This is a genomic window from Streptomyces sp. JLBG701, from assembly GCF_058544905.1.
The window spans coordinates 7851418-7874567 of the sequence record NZ_CM178588.1 but is presented as its reverse complement, the minus strand read 5'-3'; the positions used below and the strand labels follow the sequence as shown (position 1 = coordinate 7874567).

The following is a 23150-nucleotide window of genomic DNA, read 5'->3' as shown; positions in this document are numbered from 1 at the left end:
GCTCATGACGACGGGGTGTGCCGCTGGATGAAGGCCTCGACGAGCCGTTCCTCGGCGGCGGTCGAGGGCTGGATGATCTCCACCCGTTCGTCGCCGATGATCACCGTGATCGAGTGGACGCCGCCGGTGGGTTCCGCCGCGCCGCGCTCGGCCGCGAGCCAGCCCCGGATCGTGTCGACGACCGCGACCAGTGTCCCGACCGAGGTGACCATGAGGGTCGCCACCTCGACGACACCGCCCGCGCGCCGCCCGGGCGCCGGCTGCGCCGCGTAGACGGGCACCACCCGCGCGGCGGCCACCTCCTCGGTCAGCTTCCGGCCCAGCGACGCGGGCGCGTCCGCTCGTACCGCATCCCCGTTGCCCCCGTTGAGGACCAGTTCGCACGCGAACCCCCCGTCGGGCTTCCGCTCCACCACCAGCGACCTCCATTTTCTCTCCAGCAACCCTATGACGTGCCTTGCGTGTTGGGTGGTTCTTCGGCCGCAGCTGAGATTTTCCGGCTGCGTGGGAGGGATCACTCGTGCAAAGGTGGGGCATGAGTTGAACAGGAATCAGGAACAACTCCTGTCCCTCCACCAGCACTTCAGGGAGCTCCTCATGCTGCGCGGCGTAGACGTCAGCGGATACCAGTCGTCCTCTTACGACACGGACGGCCTCTCCTTCGTCTTCATCAAGGCGACGGAGGGCCGTTCCTACGTCAACCCCAAACTCGCCGCCCAGACGAAGACGGCCCGCGAGGCCGGCCTGGTCGTCGGCTTCTACCACTTCCTCTGGCCCGGCAACCTCACAGCCCAGGCCGAGTACTTCGTCAGCCACGCTCCCGAGAAGGGCAGCGACATCCTCGCCGTCGACTGGGAATCCACCAGCGAGGGCACCCACGCGACCAACGCCGAGAAGGACCGCTTCATCCGCAAGGTGAAGGAACTACGGCCGAACCACCGGGTCGTCCTCTACTGCAACCGGAACTTTTGGTTGAACATCGACGACACCTCGTACGCCGGTGACGGCCTCTGGATCGCGGACTACGTGACGGCGGGCGAACCCCGCATCAAGGCGAAGTGGCGCTTCCACCAGTACACCGACGAGCCGCTCGACAAGAACGTGGCGGACTTCGACAGCCTCGCCGACCTGCGGAAATGGGCGGCCTCGTAAACTGCCGGACATGGGTGGGACGATCGCTGCCGTCAGCAGCAACGGGACGTATTCCTTCACGAAGCCCAACCGCGACAGCATCACGCTGCTCGCCGGGCTCGGCGTGGAGGGCGATGTACATGCCGGCGAGACCGTGAAGCATCGGTTCCGGATGGAGAAGGATCCCTCGCAGCCGAATCTGCGGCAAGTGCACCTCATCCACGCGGAGTTGTTCGACGAGGTGCGGGAAGCCGGGTTCGAGGTCGGGGCCGGGCAGCTCGGGGAGAACGTCACCACCCGGGGGATCGATCTGCTCGGGCTGCCGGTCGGGACGCTGTTGCGGCTCGGGGAGGCGGCCGTCGTCGAGGTCACCGGGCTGCGGAATCCCTGCGCGCAGATCGACGGCTTCCGGAAGGGGCTGATGAAGCAGGTCGTCGGGCGGGACGCGGACGGGACGGTCCGTTTCAAGTCCGGGATCATGAGCGTCGTCGTCAGCGGTGGCGTGGTGCGGCCCGGGGATGCCGTGCGGGTCGAACTGCCGGACGGGCCGCACCGGCCCCTCGAAGTCGTCTGAGGCGCCGGATGGGCCGCACGTGCCCCTAAAACGCCGGAAGGCCGCACCTGACCCTAGAGGTCGCCCGAGGCGCCGGGGACAGGCCGGCACCTGACCGTAGAGGTCGCCTGAAGCGAGTCGGCCGTTACGCCCGGAACTCCGGCTTCCGCTCCGGCGATGCCTCCGCCAGGCCCTTCGTGATCCCCTCCACGCCGGCCCGCAGGCCGTACACGGGGGTGCCGGGCTGCTGGCGCCAGGAGTCGTCGAGGCCGCCCGCGTCGACCGTGTCGAAGCCGAGTTCGTCGATCAGCGCGCGGACGACCCGCTTCGCCGCCTCGTCGTCGCCCGCCACCGGGAGTGCGATGCGGTCGGGTGCGCCGGCCGGGCGCGGGCGGTCCAGGATGTCCTGGGCGTAGGTGCCGTTGAAGGCCTTGACGACCGGGTGGCCGATCCGGCGTTCCGTCCAGCGGCTCTCGGCGACGCCCTCGTCCACGATCTCCGCGATCCTGCCGTCCCGCCCCGGGTAGTAGTTGCCGGTGTCGATCACGGCCACACCCTCGGCCGCCCCGTCCAACAGCCCGGCCGGCAGATCCGCGACCGCCTTCACCGGGACCGTGATCACGACGACCTCCGCGCCGCGCGCCGCCTCCTCGACACGGACAGGGGTCGCACCCGTCTCCTCCGCCAGCTCCTTCAACGTGTGCGGGCCACGGGAGTTGGCGACGGAGACGTCGTGGCCGAGAGCGGTGAGACGTCGGGTGAGGTTGCCGCCGATGTTGCCCGCACCGATGATGCCGATCTTCATGACAGGGCCTTCCGGGGTTGGTGCTCCTGTACCTGACGGGCAGCACCAACCCCGGGGTTCGGGTCGCTATTCCATCGCGTACGGCGTTGGGGTGACACCGCTCGCAAACAGAAGGGGCGCCCGACCGGAAACCGGACGGGCGCCCCTCCCCGACGTCACTTGTTCAGGTAGGTCCAGAACTCGTCGAAGGAGAGGAGCTTGTCGCCGTTGAGGTCGCGGGAGCCGATGATGGCCTCGGCGACCGCCTCGGTCACGTTCCAGTCGCCCTCCTGCGCCAGGGCCGACTTGAACTCGCCAGCGGTGATGAACCCGTCACCATCCGTGTCGATCCGCTCGAACTGCTTGCGTGCCTCGTCGATGTCCGCCACCGATCCGCCCCTTCGTCGTGCAATACCGCCATGTTTACAGAGGTCAGGTTAACGGCCTGCCCGAGCACGCAGTGCGGCGACCACCCACGCGAACTCCTCGCGGTGCGCGGCGGCGGGCTCCCCGCCCTTCACCTGGACGAGCAGTTGGCGATAGTGCGCGAGCCGGTCGTTGGACGCCGCCTCCATGCGTTCGAGTACGGCGGCCGGGTCGCCGTCCCCCACCACCTCCCGCAGGATCTCCTCCGCCTCGGGCGCCTCGGGCGCGATGCCCCGCTCGCGCGCCTCCCCCGCGAGCTGGACCAGGCGCATGGGAAACCACGTGGATCGCCCGGGGGCGAGGCCACCGCCCTGGTCGGCCGCGTTGAACTCCATCACCTGCCGCATCTGCGCCCGGAACTCCGGGTCCTGGACCAGCTCCGCGAGCTCCACCCAGGCGTCCACCTGCTCGGGGGTCGGGTCGTCCGGCAGGTCCACCGCGATGGTGCGCATCCGCTCCTCGATGGCCGGATCCACGGAGTCGAGCCCGTGGAAGAGTTCCTCCACGAACTCCTCCATGATCCGCCTCCGCTCGGCCGCCGACAGCCGCGCCAGCTTGTTCATGAGTGTCATCTCCTCTGCGGTGGAACCGCGTCGCGCCACGGTCGACAGCACCGCCCGGGTCACCTTCAGGGAGCGGATCTGCGCGTCCAGGGCGGTGACATGCGCCTCCGCGACCTCCGCGACCGTCGTCTCGCCCGCCAGCACCTTGCGTACGGCGTCCAGGCCGAGGCCCAGCTCGCGCAAGGTGCGGATCAGTTCCAGGCGGGCGAAGGACTGGGCGTCGTAGAGGCGGTAGCCGCCCGTGGAGCGGGTCACCGGGGACAGGACGCCCTCGTCCGACCAGTAGCGGATGGTGCGCACGGTCAGCCCGGTGGCGCTGGCCAGCTCTCCGATGGTGAAAAGTCCGGTGCCGTCGTCGATCATGTCTGCGAGTGTGGGCCTTCCAGTGGGTGGAGACTCAAGGAGCGCGGTGGCGGAGACTCTTCGGGACATTCTCGACTCGGCGGCCCGGGGTGTCTTCCCCCCGTCCGACGGCCGTACGACCGTCGTGCCGCAGGCCTCCGACCGGGACGCGGGCGTACTCGCCTTCACCGCCCACGCGGTCGTCTTCACCGACGAGGATCCGCAGTGGGTCTACGACACCCTGGCCACCGTCCCCTGCGACGTCCTCGCGGCACCGATGAACCCACGGTTCCTGACGGCCCTCCTCGACCGGAGTGGCCGTACGGCCGAGACGATCGACGCGATGCTGGTGGGCTCACCACTCGCGGGCGAACCGCCGCTCTCGCTGCAGGAGATCACGGACGGCGACCACCCGCGGATCGTGTACGCCCGGGGCCGGCGCGACGACGTGCGCGCGTGGACGACGCCGGGCGGTGTGCTGGTCCTGGGGCGCGGGATCGCCGGCCGCCTGGAGGTCTCCGTCGAGGTCGACGAGGAGGTACGGCACCGGGGCCTGGGCCGGGCCCTGGTGACGGCGGCCCGGCATCTCGTCACGGAGCCGCTGTGGGCCCAGGTCGCACCGGGGAACGCCCGCAGTATGCGGACGTTCCAGGCAGCCGGTTACCGACCCGTGGGCGCGGAGGCGTTGCTGCTCAGTGCCAGGCCTCGAAGTGCGGGTTGCTCTGGCAGCCGCTCATGATCTCGACCTTGGTCGTCTTGTTCACCGGGCAGACCCCGATGATGTACTTCCGGGCGATACCGCCGGGGAAGGCGACCTCGACCTGGTCGGCCCACTTGTGGGTGTCGCCGATGGTCTTGTTCACGTCCACGCCGCCCGGGGCGTCGATGTAGTAGTTGTAGCCCGACTTCCACCAGGTCTTGTACAGGTCGTGGTCGTACGTCGTGGAGACGTACGGGGAGGGCTGGTTGACCAGGACGTACTTCTCGATGTCGTACTGGCCGCCCACCACGTCCTTGGGCTTGAAGCCCTCCGCGAAGACGATCTCCGGGCCGCGGCCGTCGCTGCGGTAGAGGGTGGCGCAGGTCTTGCGCCAGACCGGCTCGGGGGTGATGCGGTCGACGTCGACGTCGCGGTTGACGGCCGCCTTGATCGGGTCGTCGAACTGGACAGGACAGTCGCGGGGGGCTGGGGCCTTCGTGGGAGCGGCGGCTGCCGTCGTCGCGAAGACGGCCGCGAGGGACAGGACGGCGGCAGCGGCCCGCCGCCGCAGAAGAGTTGAGATCATGGGGTGCACGATCCCGGTTCAACGGCGGCGAGTTGTGGATCACCACTCGTACGGCGGCGTGTTGGCCCAACTGGCTTTACGTCAGCGGAAGATGCCCGTATGGCCCAGCGAGTACCGCCCCGGCTGCGGATACACCGCGAGGCCGTGCGGGCCGCTGCCGACCGGAATGCGGGCGAGTTGGCGGCCGGTGCGGGTGTCGATGGCGTAGACCTCGGCGTCGTAGCGGCCGGAGAGCCAGAGGACCTTGCCGTCGGCCGAGACGCCGCCCATGTCGGGGCTGCCGTCGTCGGGGAGGTGCCACTTCCTGGTGACCTTGTCCTTGGCGAAGTCGAAGACGGAGACGGTGCCTTCGCCGCGGTTGGAGACGTACATCTCGCGCGAGTCGCGGCTGACGTAGAGGCCGTGGGTGCCCTTGCCGGTGGGCAGGAGGGTGGGCTTGGTGAACTTGTCGCCGTCCAGGACCCACATGCCGTCGGCCATCATGTCGGCGATGTAGAACGTCTTGCCGTCCGGGGAGATCTTGACGTCCTGCGGCATGGCGCCGTCGTACGGCAGTTTCTGCTGGCCGACGACCTTCATCTTCTCCGTGTCCACCTTGAGGAGTTCGCCGCTGAACTCGCAGGACACGATGAAGTACTTGCCGTCGAGGGAGAAGTCGGCGTGGTTGACGCCGTAGCAGGTGACCGGCTCGGTCTTGATCGCCTTCATGGTGTGCGGGTCGCGGAAGACCAGCTCGCGGTCGAGGGAGGCCATGACGACGGCGTACTTGCCGTTGGGCGTGAAGTAGAGGTTGTACGGGTCGTGCACCTCGACCGGCTTGCCCGCCTTCCCGGTCTTCGGGTCGATCGGGGTGAGGGTGTGGCCGCGGTTGTTGTTGACCCAGAGTGTCTTCATGTCCCAGGAGGGGACGACGTGTTGGGGCTGGCGGCCCACGTGGATCGTCTCGATGATCTCGTACGTCTTCGGGTCGATGACCGAGACGGTGTCGGACTCGGTGTTGGGGACGTAGACGCGCGACGGGAAGTCCCTGACCACCGGGGAGAGCCGGTTCGGGCGGTCGGCGGCGTACACGTCCTTCGAGTCGAGCACCGGTGGCATACCGGGCAGGCCCTGGACCGGCTTCTTCTTCGGCGGGGCGGAAGTGGCCGCCTGGGTGGCGTGGTGTTCGGAGGTGGCCTGGCCACCCGTCTCGGTGCCGCAGGCGGCGAGGGCGGCGAGTACGGCACCCGCGGCCAGGGTGTGCTTCACGATGTTGCGGTGCATCAGCTGAACAGCTCCGTGGTGGTCACCGCGGCCAGACCGCGGCGGTCGAGTTCTTCCAGTACGGCGGGGAGGGCGGCGACCGTGTCGGCGTACCCGAAGTGCAGGCTCACGATCGATCCGCCCCGGATCTCGTCGGCGATGCCGCGAGTGACGGCGGCCGGGCCGGGCGAGGTGAAGTCGAGCGAGTCGACGTCGTAGGAGAGGACGTGGGGGTAGCCCGCGGTGCGGGCCAGCCGTTCAACGAGCGGGGAGGCGCGGGAGGATCGCGAAGGGCGGAACCAGGTGCCGATCCCACCGGTGAGCCGCTCCAGCCGCTCGGCGCATCCACTGATCTCGGCGTGGGCGTCGGCCTCGGACATGGCGTTGATGTCGAGGTGGTGGTGGGTGTGATTGCCGAGGTCATGACCGCCGTCGAGGATGCGGCGGGCGAGCTCGGGGTGCTCGTCGAGCCAGGTGCCTACGGCCAACACCGTGACTCGGGCGCGGTGTCGCTCCGCTGTGTCGAGCAGGGTTCTGGCGATGGCGGGGTCACCCTGGCCGTGGAAGGTGAGGGCGACTCGGGGGTGGTCGCGGGGGCCGTGGGTGATCTGGGCGGGGGCTTGGGGGAAGCGGCGAGGCTGCGCCGCCGGGCGGGAGGTGGCGGCGGGGTGTGCGACGGCGTTGTTGCCGGAGCAGCTGGCAGCGAGGGCACCTGCGGCGACGAGGCCGGCACCAGCTCGGAGTGCGGCGCGGCGGTCGGTCTTTGTCACGCGCCCCATTTAAGAGGGTTTGCTCTCAATGCCGGCCGATTCACCCACCCAGGGGCGCGGGGCTGTGACATTAGCGGCTCCGCCGCGGGGGGCGACAAGCCACGAAACACCCGCAGCCGAAGTACTACCTGTCAGCCACCCGCATCTCGAACCAAGTCGTCTTCCCCCGCGGCAGCAAATCCACGCCCCACCGATCCGACAGCTTGTCCACGAGGAACAGCCCCCGCCCGCTTATGTCCATCTCCTGCACCGGCATCAGACAAGGCAGCCCACGGGACGGATCGCGAACCTCCACCCTGATCCAGCCCCGACGCCGCCGCATGCGCAGGCCGAACACGCGGGCGCCCGTGTGACGGACGGCGTTGCCGACAAGTTCCGAGACGAGTAAGACCGCGTCCTCGGTCATCTTGGGGGTGAGCCCCCACTGGCGCAGGACCACAACCTGGGTCAACCGACGTGCCGTGGCGGCGGATTCGGGGCGGGACGGCAGCGGAACCTCCGCCTCCGTCGGATTGCCGAACAACTCAAGCGCTTTGAGCGCCCGTTCGTCCTCGACCGCAGGCGACCAGCGCGCCGCGGTCCCACGCCCGTGTCCCCGCGGCTGTTCGATACCCTCCAGCCCCGCCATGTCACCATCATGGCCGCCCAACGCGCCGTCCGGGGCCGTTCCCGAGGAATACGCCCCCCGGAACCCCCCATTCCGCGAGATCCGTTCGGCATATGCCAAGGGCATTTCAGGGGCCGCCACAGCCCATCTGGCCTGCGACGGAGGCTCGGTTGCCGGCAAGCGACACGCTCCCTCGACAAGGCAGGCTTAAGGGTGACTTAAGGTTCCCATAAACCGCCCCATCGAGGGACCCGGATCAGACATCACGTCAATTGCAAGTGATTCAGAGGAATTTCGCCTTGCCGGGGCCCTCCTCCACGAAACTCCGCATGCCCCGCTCACGGTCCTCCGTGGCGAACAGCCCCGCGAACCAGTTCCGTTCGACGGCGAGCCCGGTCTCGATGTCCGTCTCCAGGCCCGTGTCGATCGACTCCTTCGCCGCACGCAGCGCCAGAGCCGGCCCCTGCGCCAGCTTGGCCGCCCAGGCGTGCGCCGTCTCGTACACCTCGGCGGCCGGGACGACCCGGTCCACCAGGCCCAGCGCCAGCGCCTCGTCCGCCTTCACCATGCGGCCGGTGAAGATGAGATCCTTGGCCTTGGACGGGCCGATCAGCCGGGACAGGCGCTGGGTGCCGCCCGCGCCCGGGATCAGGCCGAGCAGGATCTCCGGCTGGCCCAGCTTGGCGTTGTCCGCGGCGATGCGGAAGTCCGCGCACAGGGCCAGTTCGCAGCCACCGCCGAGCGCATAGCCGGTGACGGCCGCGACGACCGGCTTGGGAATGCGGGCCACGGCCGTGAAGGAGTCCTGCAACGCCCGGGAGCGCACGACCATCGCCGCGTGGTCCATGGCCTGCATCTCCTTGATGTCCGCGCCCGCCGCGAACACCTTCTCGCCGCCGTACACGACGACCGCGCGCACGTCCTCGCGGCGCGTGGCCTCCTCGGCGAGTTCCTTGAGGCGGTCCTGGGTGGCGACGTCCAGCGCGTTCATGGGCGGCCGGTCGAGACGGATCGTGCCGACGCCTTCGGCGACTTCGAGATTCACGGTCATGCCAGCAGGTTAACGGGGACTAACGACAACGGGCCCGGTGCCGTCAGTCACACCGAGCCCGTACGTCAACAGAAGGAGTCAGGAGGAGCCAGGAGGCGTTACGCCTTCCACTTCTCCCAGCTCATGTTCCAGCCGTTGAGACCATTGGCCGGGTCCACCGTCGCGTCGTCGGAGTTCTTGACGGTCACCACGTCGCCGATCAGCGAGTGGTTGAAGAACCACGCGGCCGGCACGCCGCTGTCGTAGCCGCCGCGCACATCGCGCAGGCCCACGCAGCCGTGGCTGGCGTTGTAGCTGCCGAAGGCGCTGCTCCAGTAGTTGCCGTGGATGAAGGTGCCGGAGTTGGTGAGGCGCATGGCGTGCGGGACGTCCTTGATGTCGTACTCGCCGCCGTAGCCCACCGTTTCGCCGTTCATACGGGTCACCGTGAGCTTCTCGCTGATGACCATCTGCCCGTTCCAGGTGTCGTAGCCGGGCTTGCCGGTCGTCACGGGGATGGTCTTGATGACCTTGCCGTCCTGCATGACCTTCATCTGGTGGGACTTGGCGTCGACCACGGAGACCTGGTTGCGACCGATGGTGAAGGAGACGGTCTTGGCCTGCTCGCCGTAGACACCGGGGCGGCCCTCGACGCCGTCGAGGTTGAGGGTGACCGTGACCTTGGTGCCTTCCTTCCAGTACTTCTCCGGACGGAAGTCGAGGCGGTCGTTGCCGAACCAGTGGCCCTCGACGTCGACGGCCGGCTCGGTCTTGATCTCCACGGCCTTCTCGACGTCCCCGGGGCTGGTGATGCCCCGGGTGAAGCGGAGCGAGAAGGGCATTCCGACGCCGACCTCGGAGCCGTCCTCGGGCGTGAAGTAGCCGATGAACGTGTTCTGCGGGGTGAGGGTCGTGAAGGTGGAGTCCTCGGCGGCCTCGCGTCCTTCGGCGTCCTCGGCGACCGCGTGGACCTTGTACTTGGTGGAGGCCGCGAGATGCGTCGCGGGCTTCCAGCTGGCACCGTCGGCGGTTATCTCGCCGTCGACCTTCGTGCCCTTGCCGTCCTCGACCTCGACCGCCGTCAGCTTGCCCTTGCTCGCGCTGATCTTGAGGGCGCCGCTGGTGTCCACGGACTTCGCACCGTCCTCGGGCGCGATGGAGACGACGGCCTCCGACTGCTTGCTCTCGGCCGAGGCGGAGGCCCCGGGCTCCTTGTCCTTGCCGTCATCGGAGTCCGAGCCGCCCCCGCCGCACGCTGTCACGGCGAGCAGCAGCACGCCGAGTATCAGCGCCAGAAGCCCCCTGCTTCCGCGCCCCTCTTGGTGGCCCGCGCGCGCGTCAACCGACGCCCCCGATATCGGTCGCCCGTTCAAGTTCTCTCCCCTCACCGGGCCGGTCAGGCCCGAACCCCCTGCGCGTCCCGCGCGCACTTGGCGCATATTAACCACATGGTCAGGGACGTTGACGATCTCCCCAGGTCACCGTTGAGTCCCAACTTCGACTGATCCATCTGCGGCTGATCCACCTGCGCCGGTCACTTGACCGCACTGCCCGCCTTCCATGCCCCCCAACCCATGTTCCACCCTCCGAGGCCGTTGTCAGGAGCCACTTCTTTGTCCTTGCTGTTGATGACCTCGACGACGTCCCCGATGATGCTGCGGTCGAAGAACCAGCCCGCCGGAGTGTCCGAACTCCCGCCCTTCACATCCCTGAGTCCCACGCAGCCGTGACTGACGTTGGTCTCGCCGAAGACGTTCTTCGCCCAGTAGTTGCCGTGCAGGAAGGTGCCGGAGTTGGTGAGCCGCATGGCGTGCGGGACGTCCGGGATGTCGTACTCGCCGCCGAAGCCGACCGTGCGGCTGTTCATGCGGGTGACCTCAAGCATCTCCGAGACGACCATTTTCCCGTTGTAGGTGGTGTTCTTGGGCGACCCGGCCGTGATCGGCACGGTGGCCAGCAGCTCGCCGTCCCGCCGTACCTGCATGGTGTGCTCGGCCGCGTCGACCAGGGAGACCTGGCTGCGGCCGACGGTGAAGGAGAACGTCTTGTACTGGAGGCCGTAGACGCCGTCGGCGCCCTCGACGTCCCTGAGCCGCAGGGCGACGGTGACCTGTGTGCCGGGTTTCCAGTACCGCTCGGGGCGGAAGTCCAGGCGGGAGTCGCCGAACCAGTGCGGGCGGATCTCGACGGCCGGCTTCGCGGTGACGTGGATGGCGCGTTCGACGGCGGCCCGGTTCTCGATCTCCCGGTTGAACTCCAGGGAGACGATCATTCCGGTGCCGACGGTCGAGCGGTTCTCGGGGTTGACGTACCCGATGAACCGCTCCTCGGGGACGTAGGTGGTGAAGGTCGTGTGCCGTGCCGAACGGCGGCCGTGGCCGTCGAGGGCCACCGCGTCGACCGTGTACTTGGCGGCCAGCGCCAGTTTCTCGTCGTCGGGCTCCCAGCGCAGACCGTCCTCCGAGATGTGCCCGGGTACCGGGGACTCCTGCGCGTCCTGCGACTTGACGACCTCGACCGACTCCAGGCGCCCGCTGGGCACCCGTACCCGGATCGTCTCGTCCGGTTCGACGCCCTTGAGCCCGTCGTCCGGTGAGATCCGGATCACGTCCTCGGGTGCCGGGGGTTTGCCGAGCACCCCGCCGATGTCGATCCCGCCGGTGGGGTCCGCGGTGCAGCCGGCGGCTCCAGCCAGCAGTCCTGCCCATGTCAGTACGGCGACCAGCCCGACCCTCGCGCGCCTCGCGCGCCCATGTACGTGCCTCACACCGACCCCAACGACCGGGCCCACCCCGGGGAAACGTGAGTGCGAGGCATGCGCTGGGCAGAACAGAGGGGAGGACGACGCGATGGGGAGCCGCGCCCGTGAGCCGCAGGGGCGCGCCGGTGTCGAGAGGTCGAGCGCGCGGAGGCCCGAAGGGCTGAGCACGGTCGGGCTCTCGACACCGGCTTTGGCGACACGGAGGCGAACGGGCCAGAAAGAGGGGCCGGGACGCCGTGCGCCCTTTACCCGTCGTTCCATGAGCCGCAGGAGGGCTGAGGGTGTCCAGCGCAGCCGAGCAGGAGGCGGTGGCGGACGAGCACGCCATCACCGTGAGCCCCGACGCCGTGTTGAACGGCTCGCGGCGCAGCACACCACCCGCCGTGCCCTTGTGGCCCGGGGCGCCCACGCCTCTCGGCGCCCGTTTCCGGACCGGCCCTGACGGGGTGTCCGGCACCAACTTCGCGCTGTGGGCGGGCGGTGCGGAGGCGGTCGAGCTGTGCCTCTTCGACGAGCAGGGCCGGGAGACACGGGTCCGACTTGCGGAGTTGACGCACGAGATCTGGCACGGGTTCGTGCCGGGAGTCATGCCCGGCCAGCGATACGGCTTTCGGGTGCACGGCCGCTGGGATCCGTGGACCGGCGCCCGCTGGAACCCGGCGAAGCTGCTGCTCGACCCCTACGCGCGCGCGGTGGACGGCGACTTCGGTCTGCCGCCCGAGGTGTACGGGCATGTCCGCGACTGGCCCCAGCAGCAGGTCGCGGACACCGTGCGCGACGACCGGGACTCGGCGCCGTACGTCCCCAAGGGTGTCGTCGTCCACGATGACGACGACTGGGCCGACGACCGCCGGCCGAAGACGCCGTGGGCCGACTCGGTGATCTACGAGGTCCATGTGCGGGGCTTCACCAAGCTGCACCCGGGGATCCCGGAGGAACTGCGGGGCACGTACGCCGGTCTGGCGCATCCGGCGGCGATCGAGCACCTCGTCGGGCTCGGCGTGACGGCGGTGGAGCTGCTGCCGGTGCACCAGTTCGCGCACGAGGACCATCTGCTGCGCAGGGGGCTGAAGAACTACTGGGGCTACAACTCCATCGGCTACTTCGCCCCGCACGCCGGATACGCGGCGACGGGCACGGCGGGCCAGCAGGTCGGCGAGTTCAAGCGCATGGTGCGCGCACTGCACTCCGCCGGGATCGAGGTCATCCTCGACGTGGTCTACAACCACACGGCGGAGGCGGGCGAGCTGGGCCCGACGCTGTCCCTGAAGGGCATCGACAACCGCGGCTACTACCGGCTGCAGAGCGACGCCCGCCGGTACGCGGACTACACGGGCTGCGGCAACACCCTGCACGTCGTGCAGCCGCACGTACTGCGGCTCATCACCGACTCCCTGCGCTACTGGGTGACGGAGATGGGCGTGGACGGCTTCCGCTTCGACCTCGCGGCGGCGCTGGCCCGCTCGATGCACGACGTCGACATGCTGTCCCCCTTCCTCGCCGTCATCGCCCAGGACCCGGTACTGCGGCGGGTGAAGCTGATCGCCGAGCCGTGGGACGTCGGCTCGGGCGGCTACCAGGTGGGCTCCTTCCCACCCCTGTGGACGGAGTGGAACGACCGGTACCGCAACGCCGTACGCGACTTCTGGCGGGGCGCGCTGCCGGACGTACGGGATCTCGGCTACCGCCTGTCGGGGTCGAGCGACCTGTACGCATGGGGCGGCCGCCGCCCCTACGCCTCGGTCAACTTCATCACCGCGCACGACGGTTTCACCCTGCGCGACCTGGTGTCCTACGAGCGAAAGCACAACGAGGCGAACGGCGAGAACAATCGCGACGGTTCCGACGACAACCGGTCCTGGAACTGCGGTGCGGAGGGAGAGACGGACGACGAGCGCGTACGGGCGCTACGGCGGCGGCAGTTGAGGAACCTGCTGACCACACTGCTGCTGTCGACAGGCGTACCGATGCTGGTCGCGGGCGACGAGCTGGGCCGGACGCAACGGGGCAACAACAACGCGTACTGCCAGGACAACGAGATCAGCTGGGTGGACTGGGGACTGCTGGAGGACCCGGGCTGCCGGGCCCTGTTCGACCTGACCGCCCGCCTCATCGAACTCCGCCACAAGCACCCCGTACTCCGCCGCCGGGCCTTCTTCTCCGGCCGGGCCCACTCGGCCGACGGCATACGGGACCTGGCCTGGTTCACCGCCCGGGGCACGGAGATGACGGAACGCGACTGGTACGCCCCCGCCGCCACCTTGGGCATGTACCTCTCCGGCCGCGACATCCCGGGCCGCGACGAGCGCGGCGCCCCGATCCTCGACGACAGCTTCCTCACCGTCCTGCACGCCGGGGACCGCCCGGTGAGCTTCGTGCTCCCGGGGCCACCATGGGCGGAGCGGTACGAGGTGGTCGTCGACACGTCCAAGGAGGAACAGGGGGAAGCGCCGGTGGTGGTGCACCGCGCGGGCGCTGCGATCACGGTGCCGGCGCGGGCTGTGCTGCTGCTGAGGGTGGACTGAGGAGCGACTCGGGGTTGCCTGGGGCAACGTTTCAACCCCGTGAACTCCGGGCGGGATTCCTGGCCATGAGGGCGACCGGCTGATCACACTGAGGCCATCCCCTCACCTCTGCGAGGACCCCGCATGCCTGAAATATCCCGCCGTGCCTTCGGTGGTCTCGTCGGTGGCGGTGCCGTCACCGCCGTCGCCGGTACGACCAGGGCGGCCGAGGCCGCCTCCCCCGCCGAACGCCCCTTCCGGGCCCGTACGTCCGCCTCCCGGTCCGGTCGTCCCAACCTCCTGGTCATCCTGGGCGACGACCTCGGCTGGGCCGACCTCTCCTCCTACGGCGCCCCGCACATCAAGACGCCGAACCTGGACTGGCTCGCCCGGCAGGGAGTGCGTTTCACGGACGCGTACTCGGGGTCGGCGACCTGCTCGCCGACAAGGTTCAGCCTGTACACCGGGCGCTATCCGGGCCGTACGAAGGGCGGGTTGGCGGAGCCGATCGCGAACAGGACGCAGGGGCTCGACCCGAATCACCCCACCCTGGCCTCCCTGCTGAAGAAGGCCGGTTACGCCACCGCGCTCATCGGCAAGTGGCACTGCGGCTGGCTGCCCGACTACAGCCCCACCAAGTCGGGTTGGGCCGAGTTCTTCGGCAACCACGGGGGTGTGCTGGAGTACTTCTCCAAGCTCGGCCAGCTCGGTGACTACGACCTCTACGAGGGCGACGCGACCTACAAGGACCTGCGCTACTACACGGAGGTCCTGACCGAGCGGGCCGTCGAGTACGTCGGCCGGGAGCACGACAAGCCCTGGCTGCTGAACCTCAACTTCACCACCCCGCACTGGCCGTGGCTCGCGGAGGGCGACGAGGAGACGGGCGCCGAGATCGAGGCGAAGATCCGGGCCGCGAAGACCCAGGCCGAGATCAGCAAGGCGCTCAACCACTACGACGGCGGCTCCGTCGAGAAGTACACGCAGATGGTGGAGAGTCTGGACGCGGCCGTCGGCGAGGTGCTCGCGGCCCTGCGCCGGTCCGGGCAGGAGGAGAACACGCTGGTGCTGTTCGCCAGCGACAACGGCGGTGAGCGCTGGTCGTACCTGTGGCCGCTGAGCGGCGAGAAGTTCGTCCTCCAGGAGGGCGGCATCCGGGTGCCCACCATCGTCCGCTGGCCCGCCCGGATCGACGGAAACCAGGTCAGCCACGAGCCGGCCTTCACCCCCGACTGGACGGCGACCTTGCTGGAGCTGGGCGGCGCCCGACCGGACCCGGCGTACCCACTGGACGGCACGAGCCTGGCCGGCTACCTGCTGAAGGGTGAGGAGGTGCCGGAGCGCGACCTGTTCTGGCGGGTCCGGGCCAACCGGGCGCTGAGGCGCGGCGACTGGAAGTACTACCAGGACGCCGCCGGCGCCGACCACCTGTACAACCTGGCCGCCGACCTGCGCGAACAGGCCGATCTCGCCCCCGACAAGCCCGAGCTGCTGGCCGAGCTGAAGGCGGCCTGGGAGAAGATCGCCGACGGGCTGCTGCCGTATCCCGCGTCCTGACCGGACCGGGATCCCGGCCCGATCCCGGTCCGGCCAAAACTCGGTGGGCGTTGTCAGTGGTGGTCCGTAGGCTCGCCACGATGTCCACTACACGTGCAACCGCCAAGGAACGGACCGAACGGTCGGCCGTCAGAACCCTGCTCCGCGTGTGGCCCTACGTCCGGCCCGTGCGGGTGCGGTTGTTCGCGGCCGCCGGGGTCGCCATCGTCGCGTCGTGCCTGGGGCTGGTCATTCCGCTCGTCCTGAAGTGGATGGTGGACGGGCCGATCGCCGACGGGGACCGGGCGGGGGTGTGGCTCGGGGCGTTGTGTCTGCTGTTGCTCGGGTTCGCGGAGGCGTTGCTGTTCGGGCTGCGGCGGTGGCTGGTGGCGCGGCCGTTGTCGCATGTCGAGGCGGAGATGCGGGCGGATCTGTACCGGCATCTCCAGCGGCTGCCGATCTCCTTCCACGACCGGTGGCCGTCGGGGCAGTTGCTGTCCCGGGGCACGACGGATCTGATGCTGCTGCGCATGTTCCTGGCCTTTCCGTTGACGTTCCTGCTGGTCAACGGCGTGACGATCCTCGTGGGCGTGGTCATCATGCTGCTCCAGGACTGGACGTTGGGGCTGGTGATCCTGGGGCCCGCCGTGCCGGTGATCGTCACTTGCGTGATCTTCGAGAGGCGGTACGCCGATGTGGCGCGGCTCGCGCAGGACCAGGTCGGCGATCTGACGACGGTCGTCGAGGAGAGCGTGCTCGGCATCCGCATCATCAAGGGGTTCGGGCGGCACCGCAGTCAGGCGCGGGCGTTCCGTGAGCTGTCGCGGACGCTGCGCGGGACGGAGCTGCGCAAGGCGCGGCTGCTGTCGATGATCTGGGGCGTCATCGTGACGCTGCCGGAACTGGCCATCGGGGCGGCGCTGGTCCTGGGAACCGTGCAGGTGGCGGACGGGGACTTGTCCGCGGGCACGCTGGTCGCCTTCCTGTCGACGGCGCTCGCCCTGCGCTGGCCGGTGGACTCCATCGGGTTCCTGCTGGCGATGAGCCAGGAGGCGGCGACAGCGACGGAACGTTACTTCGAGGTGATGGACGAGCAGGCGGAGGACGTGGGTGGCGCTGAGCCGGCCTCCATCGCCGCCTCTGTCTCCGCCGACTCCTCCGAGGAGGAGAGCGGACTCCGTTTCCACGACGTCGTGTTCCGTTATCCCGACGCCCCCGACGACTCCCCTCCCGTCCTCGACCACGTCGACCTGCACATCCGCCCCGGCGAGTCCATGGCCCTGGTCGGCACCACCGGGAGCGGCAAGACCACGCTCACCGCGCTCGTCCCCCGCCTCCACGAGGTGACCTCGGGGCGGATCACGCTCGACGGCCGGAGCATCTCCGCGATGCCCAGGGAGTCGCTGCGCGCCCTCGTCGCCGTAGCCTTCGAGGAACCCACCCTCTTCTCGGCGAGCGTCGGGGAGAACGTGCTGATGGGAGCCGGGGACGGGGCCGGCGAGGCCGAGCTGGACCGTGCGCTCTCCGTCGCCCAGGCCGACTTCGCGCACGCCCTCCCCCAGGGCACGGACACGCAGGTCGGCGAGCAGGGGCTCAGCCTCTCCGGGGGTCAGCGGCAGCGGCTGGCGCTGGCGCGGGCCGTCGTAGGGCGGCCGCCGTTCCTCGTCCTGGACGATCCGCTGTCCGCGCTGGACGTGCACACGGAGGCAGCTGTGGAGGCCGCGCTGCGGGAGGTTCTCTCGGACACCACGGCGCTGATCGTGGCGCACCGCCCGTCCACGGTCCTGCTCGCCGACCGGGTCGCCCTGCTGTCCGGCGGCCGGATCACCGCGGTGGGCAGCCACCAGGAACTGCTGCGTACGAACGCCGAGTACGCCTATCTGATGTCCGGGGAAGAGGAGGACAAGCGATGACGGCGCCCACGACGTCCGTCGCCACCGCCGACGACGAGCGGGAACCCGCACGCCTCCGCAAGGCCGACGACCCCTTCGACCACGACGTCCTGCCCACGCCGCCCGGCGCCACGGCCGCACTCCTGCGCTCGCTCCTCGCGCCCATGAAGGCGCGCGTCGCCGTCACGACGCTCCTGCTGCTGCTCCAGCAGGCGGCTGTGCAGACGGGCCCGCTGCTGGTGGCGTACGCCATCGACACCGCCGTACCGGCCTTCCGCCGCGCCGACCACGGGCCGCTGATCGCGGTGGCCGTGGGCTATCTGCTGTGCGCGGTGGCCTCCGGCATGCTGCAGTACGGGTTCATCAGCGCGGCCGCCCGGGTCAACCAGGACGTCCTGCTCGACCTGCGCGGCCGTATCTTCCGCCACGCGCAGGCGCTCAGCATCGACTTCCACGAGCGCTACACCTCGGGCCGGCTGATCTCCCGCTCCACCACGGACGTCGAGTCGCTGCGCGAGCTGCTCGACGAGGGGCTCCAGGAGCTGGTGACCGTCGTCCTCTCTTTCGCCTACATCTCGGCGATGCTGCTCTGGCTTGACCTGGGGCTCGGCGCGGTCGCGGTGGCGTCGTTCGTGCCGCTGTATCTCCTGGTACGGCTGTACCGGCGGCGTGCGGGGCAGGTGTACCGGGTGCGGTCCACGGCGATCGCCCGCGTCATCGTGAAGTTCGTGGAGACGATGAACGGCATCCGCCCGGTGCGCGCGTTCCGCCGCGAGTCCGTGAACGACGCCGACTTCGCCGTCCTCAACGCCCGGCACGAACGCACCAACGGTGACGCCCTGTTGGAGATGGCCCGCTATGTCACCGGCTCCCGGCTGGTCGCCAACACGGCGGTCGCGGTGATCGTGCTGTGGGGCGCGTACCGGGTGGCGGGCGGCTCGCTGGCGCTGGGTGTGCTGGCCGCCGCGGTGCTGTATCTGCGCAGGCTGTACGACCCCATCGACCGGCTCGGCATGTTCCTCAACTCCTACCAGTCGGCGGCGGCGTCACTGGAGAAGATCGCCGGACTCCTGGCCCAGGCACCCTCCGTCCCGGAGCCCCCAACTCCCCTCCACCTCCCGGACCTTGAGAGCGAACACCCCGGCCGCGAGGTCGTCTTCGACGGCGTGCGCTTCACCTACCGCACCGGCGGCGAGGTGCTCCCCCGCTTCGACCTCACCGTCCCGGCCGGCCAGACGGTCGCGGTCGTCGGCTCGACGGGCGCCGGAAAGTCCACCCTGGCCAAGCTCCTCGCCCGCTTCTACGACCCCTCCGAGGGCCGGGTCACGCTGGACGGCGTCGATCTGCGCGACCTCGCCAACCCCGAACTGCGGCGCGGGGTGGTGATGGTGACGCAGGAGGCCTTCTTGTTCTCCGGCACGGTCTCCGAGAACATCGCCATCGGCCGCCCGGACGCGAGCCGCGAGGACATCGAGCGGGCCGCGAAGGCGATCGGCGCGCACGACTTCATCAGCGCCCTGCCCGACGGCTACGACACGGACGTACGCAAGCGGGGCGGCCGTATCTCGGCGGGCCAGCGCCAACTCGTCGCGTTCGCACGGGCGTTGCTCGCCGACCCGGCGGTCCTGATCCTCGACGAGGCGACCAGCTCGCTCGACGTCCCCGGCGAACGGGCCGTGCAGCGGGCGATGCTGACGGTCCTGCGGGGCCGCACAGCCGTCGTCATCGCGCACCGCCTGTCGACGGTGGAGATCGCGGACCGGGTCCTCGTGATGGAACACGGGCACATCGTCGAGGACGGCAGCCCGGCCGAACTCATCGCGGGCACAGGGCGGTTCGCGGATCTGCATCGGGCGTGGCGGGACAGTCTGGCGTGAGTGACCTCGCGAGTGAGCCGAAGGGGCGCGCCTGTGTCGAGAGTGCGAGCGCGCGGAGGCCCGAAGGGTCGAGCACGGTCGCGCTCTCGACACAGGCTTTGGCGCCCCGGAGGTGAACCGAGCGCAAAAAAAGAGGGGCATGGATGATCGACGCGTACGAGGATCCGGGGAAGGCCGACTGTCGCAGCGGCGGGCGGTATCTGTGGTGGCTGGTCATGCGGCAGCCGTGGCGGGCGGTCTCCGGGTCGCTGCTGGCCAGCGTCTGGATGGCGATGCTGGCGCTGACCCCGTATCTGATGTCCCGCGCGATCGACGACGGACTGCAGACAGGTGACGGGGCGGCGCTGGCCGGCTGGACCGCCGCGCTGTTCGGGGCCGGGTCCTTCAACGCCTGGGTGAGCATCATGCGGCACCGCACCATGACCCGGGTCCGGATGGACGCCAACTTCCGCACGGTCAAGGTCGTCGTCGGGCACGCCGTCCGGCTGGGCTCCGCACTGTCGCGGCAGGTCGGGGCCGGTGAGGTGGTCACGATCGGCGTCGGCGACGTGCTGACGATCAGCCAGTCCCTGACGGTCGTCGGCCCGGGCGTCGGCGCGGTCGTCTCCTACACCGTCGTTGCCTTACTGCTGCTGTCGGTGTCGTCGACGCTCGCCGTGGTGGTGCTGGTGGGCGTGCCGGTCGTAGCCCTGCTCGTCGGACCGCTGATGCGGCGCCTACAGGGCGTGGAGACGGAGTACCGCGAACGCCAGGGCGTACTGACCGCCCGCATCGGCGACCTCGCGGGCGGCCTGCGCGTCCTCAACGGCCTGGGCGGCAAAGGCCTTTACGCCGACGCGTTCCAACGGGACTCGCAACGGCTGCGGGCGCAGGGCTACCGGGTCGGAGCGGTCACCAGCTGGCTCCAGGCGCTGGGCATCGGACTGCCCACGGTGTTCCTCGCCGTAGTGACCTGGCTGGCGGCCCGGATGGCCGTCCAAGGGGACATCACGGTAGGCGAGTTGGCGGCGGTGTACGGCTATGTGGCGGTCCTGGTCCCGGTGGTGTCCTTCTTCATCGAGTTCAGCTACCAGCTCAGCCGGGGCCTGGTGGCGGCCCGGAGGGTAGTACGACTCCTACGCCTGGAGCCGATGGCGGACACCGGCACCCGGAACGCCCCCGCGGAACCGTCGGTACTGCACGACCCGGAGTCCGGGGTGCGAGTGCTCCCGGCCCGCCTGACAGCCCTGACCAGCGCCCGCCCCGCAGACACGGCGGCAGTGGTGGACCGCTTGGGCAGATACGCCAAGTCGACGGCGACGTGGGGCGGAGTGCCCCTGGACGAGATCGCCCTGGCACAGGTGAGGAAGCACATCCTGGTAGCGGACCACGAGGCGGACGTATTCGCAGACACCCTGCGCAACGTAATAGACGGCTCGCTGATGTCTTTTGGGGGCGCGGGGAACTGCGCGACCAGCCACAACGCACCCGCAGTCGCCGACGGACAGCCCGAGGCACCCTCTGAGGCGCACCTGAACCAAACCCTCCACGCAGCCGCCGCCGACGACATCGTCCGAGGCCTCCCCGACGGCCTCGACTCAAGAATCGACGCCCAGGCCCGCAACCTCTCCGGCGGCCAACGCCAACGCATACGCCTGGCCCGAGCACTACACGCCAACCCCGAGATACTGCTAGCCGTCGAACCGACCTCCGCACTCGACGCCCACACGGAGTCCCTCGTCGCCGACCGCCTACGGACCGCCCGCAACGGCCGTACGACGGTGGTCACCACGACCTCCCCACTGGTCCTGGACCGCGCGGACACCGTGTACTACCTGGTCGACGGCAAGGTCGCGGCGTCCGGCAGCCACCGCGAACTCCTGGACAGGGAGCCGGGATACCGGTCACTGGTAGCCCGTTCCGTAGATGCCGACGCCGACACCGAAGAGGCCGTACGTTGACCGCCCAGACCTCCGCGCAGACTTCCGGCCAACTACCGATCGCCGAGCCCGCGGACGTACGCCGAGCGGCGGTCCGCCTGATCCGCGACGACCGACGCGCCTTCGCCGCCGTACTGGCACTGAACGCACTGGCCGCCGCTGCCGGGCTGGCCGGACCCTGGCTGCTGGGCCGGATCATCGACGAGGTGGGGACCGGCGGCGGCGTCGGGACAGTGGACCGCCTGGCACTCGGCATGCTGCTGTGCGCGCTGGCGCAGCTGCTGCTGGCGCGCTGGGCGCGATACGTGGGTTACCGGTTCGGGGAGCGAATGCTGGCCCGGGTACGGGAGGAGTTCGTCGGCCGAACCCTGACGCTGCCCGCATCGGTCGTGGAACGGGCCGGCACCGGCGACCTGACCGCGCGCGGCACCGCGGACGTCGCCCTCGTCGGCACCACCGTCCGCGACGCCGGCCCCGATCTGCTGATCAGCAGCGTGCAGGCGCTGTTCATCCTCGGCGCGGTCTTCGTGCTCGACCCCCTGCTCGGTGTCGTCGCGGTGGTCGGCCTGAGCGGCATCCTGTTCGCGCTGCGCTGGTATCTGCGCCGGGCGCGGGACGGTTATCTCGCCGAGGGCGCGGCGACCTCGGAGGTCGCGGAGATCCTCGCGGCGACGGCGGCCGGGGCGCGGACGGTCGAGGCGTTCCGGCTGGAGCGGCGGCGGATCGCGGCGAGCCGGGACGCGCTGGAGACGTCCCTGCGCACGCGGCTGTACACGCTGTTCCTGCGTTCGGTGTTCTTCCCGGTCGTGGAGGTGTCGTACTTCGTGCCCGTCGCGGGTGTCCTGCTGGCCGGCGGGGCGCTGCACGCGCGGGGTGCGGTGAGCCTGGGTGCGGTGGTGGCGGCGGCTCTGTATCTGCGGCAGCTCGGCGAACCGCTCGACCAGATCCTGATCCGGGTCGAGCAACTCCAGAGCAGCGGCGCCTCGTTCGCCCGGGTTGAGGGCCTGGCCCGGGCTCCGAAGGCCGCCGCCGGGGGTTCCGGTGCCCCGTCGGACGACCGGATCGACGTGACCGGGGTGCGCTACGCCTACGACCGCGGGGGCGAGGTGTTGCGCGGGGTCGACCTGACGGTCCGCCCTGGGGAGCGGCTGGCGGTCGTGGGTCCGTCCGGTGCCGGGAAAACCACGCTGAGCAGGCTCCTCTCCGGCATCGACGCGCCGAGCACGGGCACGGTGACGGTGGGCGGGGTGCCGGTCGTCGACCTGACGCCGGAGGCGTTGCGCCGGCAGGTCGTCCTCGTCACCCAGGAGCACCACGTGTTCCTCGGCACGGTCCGCGACAACCTCCTCATCGCCGAACCGGCGGCCACGGACGAGGAGTTGTGGGCGGCACTCGCGGCGGTCGACGCCGACACCTGGGTGCGCGAACTGCCCGCCGGCCTCGACACCGAGCTGGGGCAGGGCAGTTGCCGCACGGACGGCTCCCAGGCCCAGCAACTCGCCCTGGCCCGCGTCGTCCTGGCCGACCCGCACACCCTGATCCTCGACGAGGCGACGGCGTTGCTGGACCCGACGACCGCCCGCCACACCGAGCGCGCCCTGGCCGCCGTACTCGAAGGCCGCACCGTGATCGCCATCGCCCACCGCCTCCACACCGCGCACGACGCGGACCGCGTGGCGGTGATGGAGGACGGTCTCCTCACGGAACTCGGCACCCATGACGAACTGGTCGCGGCCGAGGGGGCGTACGCGGCGCTGTGGCACTCGTGGCACGGCGGCACCTCACGGCACTCCTGAGCGGTTCGTATACCTTCACATGCCGATGAATGGTCCGTTTACCGAACATGACCATCCGACCAACGAACGTTTTCCAGCCAATCTCTTGACGCGCCCCTGACAGTACGCGCTGTCCAATGTCACGCTGCCCA

20 protein-coding genes are annotated in these 23150 nt (G+C 69.8%); 9 read left to right on the top strand and 11 right to left on the bottom strand.

The genetic code is table 11. The features are described 5' to 3' along the window. Positions 1-2: 2 nt before the first annotated feature. Entirely contained in the window at positions 3-416 is a 414-nt protein-coding gene (locus tag AC5DRG_RS36505) for an effector-associated constant component EACC1 (RefSeq protein ID WP_491803920.1), read from the bottom strand. Between the two features lie 181 nt (positions 417-597). Here AC5DRG_RS36505 and AC5DRG_RS36500 point away from each other — a divergent pair, with 181 nt between their 5' ends. Then, positions 598-1152 (top strand): glycoside hydrolase family 25 protein, encoded by a 555-nt coding sequence (locus tag AC5DRG_RS36500; RefSeq protein ID WP_491813256.1) that lies wholly within the window; start codon positions 598-600, stop codon positions 1150-1152. Between the two features lie 10 nt (positions 1153-1162). Then, positions 1163-1705, top strand: coding sequence for an MOSC domain-containing protein (locus AC5DRG_RS36495; RefSeq protein ID WP_491803919.1), 543 nt, complete (start codon positions 1163-1165; stop codon positions 1703-1705). Between the two features lie 124 nt (positions 1706-1829). Here the strand turns inward: AC5DRG_RS36495 and AC5DRG_RS36490 are convergent, their stop codons facing one another. The 3 genes from AC5DRG_RS36490 to AC5DRG_RS36480 all read right to left on the bottom strand — a co-directional run bounded on the left by AC5DRG_RS36490 (position 1830) and on the right by AC5DRG_RS36480 (position 3820). Further along, positions 1830-2489: an NADPH-dependent F420 reductase gene (locus AC5DRG_RS36490; protein ID WP_491803918.1), complete on the bottom strand. Its 660-nt coding sequence runs from the start codon at positions 2487-2489 to the stop codon at positions 1830-1832. Positions 2490-2644: 155 nt separating this feature from the next. Then, entirely contained in the window at positions 2645-2857 is a 213-nt protein-coding gene (locus AC5DRG_RS36485) for an EF-hand domain-containing protein (protein WP_491803917.1), read from the bottom strand. Between the two features lie 48 nt (positions 2858-2905). After that, entirely contained in the window at positions 2906-3820 is a 915-nt protein-coding gene (locus tag AC5DRG_RS36480) for a helix-turn-helix domain-containing protein (RefSeq protein WP_491803916.1), read from the bottom strand. Here AC5DRG_RS36480 and AC5DRG_RS36475 point away from each other — a divergent pair. After that, positions 3819-4538: a GNAT family N-acetyltransferase gene (locus tag AC5DRG_RS36475; protein ID WP_491803914.1), complete on the top strand. Its 720-nt coding sequence runs from the start codon at positions 3819-3821 to the stop codon at positions 4536-4538. The two genes, AC5DRG_RS36480 and AC5DRG_RS36475, sit on opposite strands and share 2 nt — an antisense overlap. On the opposite strand, the gene AC5DRG_RS36470 is transcribed toward AC5DRG_RS36475, so the two are convergent. The 7 genes from AC5DRG_RS36470 to AC5DRG_RS36440 form a co-directional block, all read right to left on the bottom strand. Beyond that, the gene (locus AC5DRG_RS36470; RefSeq protein ID WP_491803913.1) at positions 4492-5085 is read right to left on the bottom strand and encodes an ADP-ribosyltransferase; all 594 of its coding nucleotides are present in this window, start codon (positions 5083-5085) and stop codon (positions 4492-4494) included. The genes AC5DRG_RS36475 and AC5DRG_RS36470 overlap by 47 nt on opposite strands. 81 nt (positions 5086-5166) lie before the next feature. Continuing rightward, positions 5167-6348, bottom strand: a complete 1182-nt coding sequence (locus AC5DRG_RS36465; protein ID WP_491803912.1) for a YncE family protein — start codon at positions 6346-6348, stop codon at positions 5167-5169. Beyond that, positions 6348-7106 carry a polysaccharide deacetylase family protein gene (locus AC5DRG_RS36460; protein WP_491803911.1) on the bottom strand — a complete coding sequence of 253 codons (759 nt, stop codon included), beginning with the start codon at positions 7104-7106 and terminating at the stop codon, positions 6348-6350. Before AC5DRG_RS36460 ends, AC5DRG_RS36465 begins: the two co-directional genes overlap by 1 nt. 115 nt (positions 7107-7221) lie before the next feature. Further along, positions 7222-7725: an ATP-binding protein gene (locus tag AC5DRG_RS36455; RefSeq protein WP_491803910.1), complete on the bottom strand. Its 504-nt coding sequence runs from the start codon at positions 7723-7725 to the stop codon at positions 7222-7224. 262 nt (positions 7726-7987) lie between these two features. Continuing rightward, entirely contained in the window at positions 7988-8755 is a 768-nt protein-coding gene (locus AC5DRG_RS36450; RefSeq protein ID WP_491803909.1) for an enoyl-CoA hydratase/isomerase family protein, read from the bottom strand. A gap of 98 nt (positions 8756-8853) precedes the next feature. Beyond that, positions 8854-10107, bottom strand: a complete 1254-nt coding sequence (locus AC5DRG_RS36445) for a L,D-transpeptidase (protein ID WP_491803907.1) — start codon at positions 10105-10107, stop codon at positions 8854-8856. 161 nt (positions 10108-10268) lie between these two features. Continuing rightward, positions 10269-11501, bottom strand: a complete 1233-nt coding sequence (locus AC5DRG_RS36440) for a L,D-transpeptidase (RefSeq protein WP_491803906.1) — start codon at positions 11499-11501, stop codon at positions 10269-10271. Between the two features lie 275 nt (positions 11502-11776). Between AC5DRG_RS36440 and glgX the strand changes: the two genes are divergently transcribed. The 6 genes from glgX (at position 11777) to AC5DRG_RS36410 (ending at position 23019) form a co-directional block, all read left to right on the top strand. Next, positions 11777-14020 carry a glycogen debranching protein GlgX gene (gene glgX, locus AC5DRG_RS36435; protein WP_491803905.1) on the top strand — a complete coding sequence of 748 codons (2244 nt, stop codon included), beginning with the start codon at positions 11777-11779 and terminating at the stop codon, positions 14018-14020. Between the two features lie 123 nt (positions 14021-14143). Then, the gene (locus AC5DRG_RS36430; protein WP_491803904.1) at positions 14144-15556 is read left to right on the top strand and encodes a sulfatase family protein; all 1413 of its coding nucleotides are present in this window, start codon (positions 14144-14146) and stop codon (positions 15554-15556) included. A gap of 80 nt (positions 15557-15636) precedes the next feature. Then, positions 15637-17448 (top strand): ABC transporter ATP-binding protein, encoded by a 1812-nt coding sequence (locus AC5DRG_RS36425; RefSeq protein ID WP_491803902.1) that lies wholly within the window; start codon positions 15637-15639, stop codon positions 17446-17448. Next, entirely contained in the window at positions 17445-19304 is a 1860-nt protein-coding gene (locus AC5DRG_RS36420; protein ID WP_491803901.1) for an ABC transporter ATP-binding protein, read from the top strand. Before AC5DRG_RS36425 ends, AC5DRG_RS36420 begins: the two co-directional genes overlap by 4 nt. A gap of 143 nt (positions 19305-19447) precedes the next feature. Beyond that, positions 19448-21244, top strand: a complete 1797-nt coding sequence (locus tag AC5DRG_RS36415; RefSeq protein WP_491803899.1) for an ABC transporter transmembrane domain-containing protein — start codon at positions 19448-19450, stop codon at positions 21242-21244. Continuing rightward, positions 21241-23019, top strand: a complete 1779-nt coding sequence (locus tag AC5DRG_RS36410; RefSeq protein ID WP_491803898.1) for an ABC transporter ATP-binding protein — start codon at positions 21241-21243, stop codon at positions 23017-23019. Before AC5DRG_RS36415 ends, AC5DRG_RS36410 begins: the two co-directional genes overlap by 4 nt. Positions 23020-23150 lie beyond the last annotated feature (131 nt).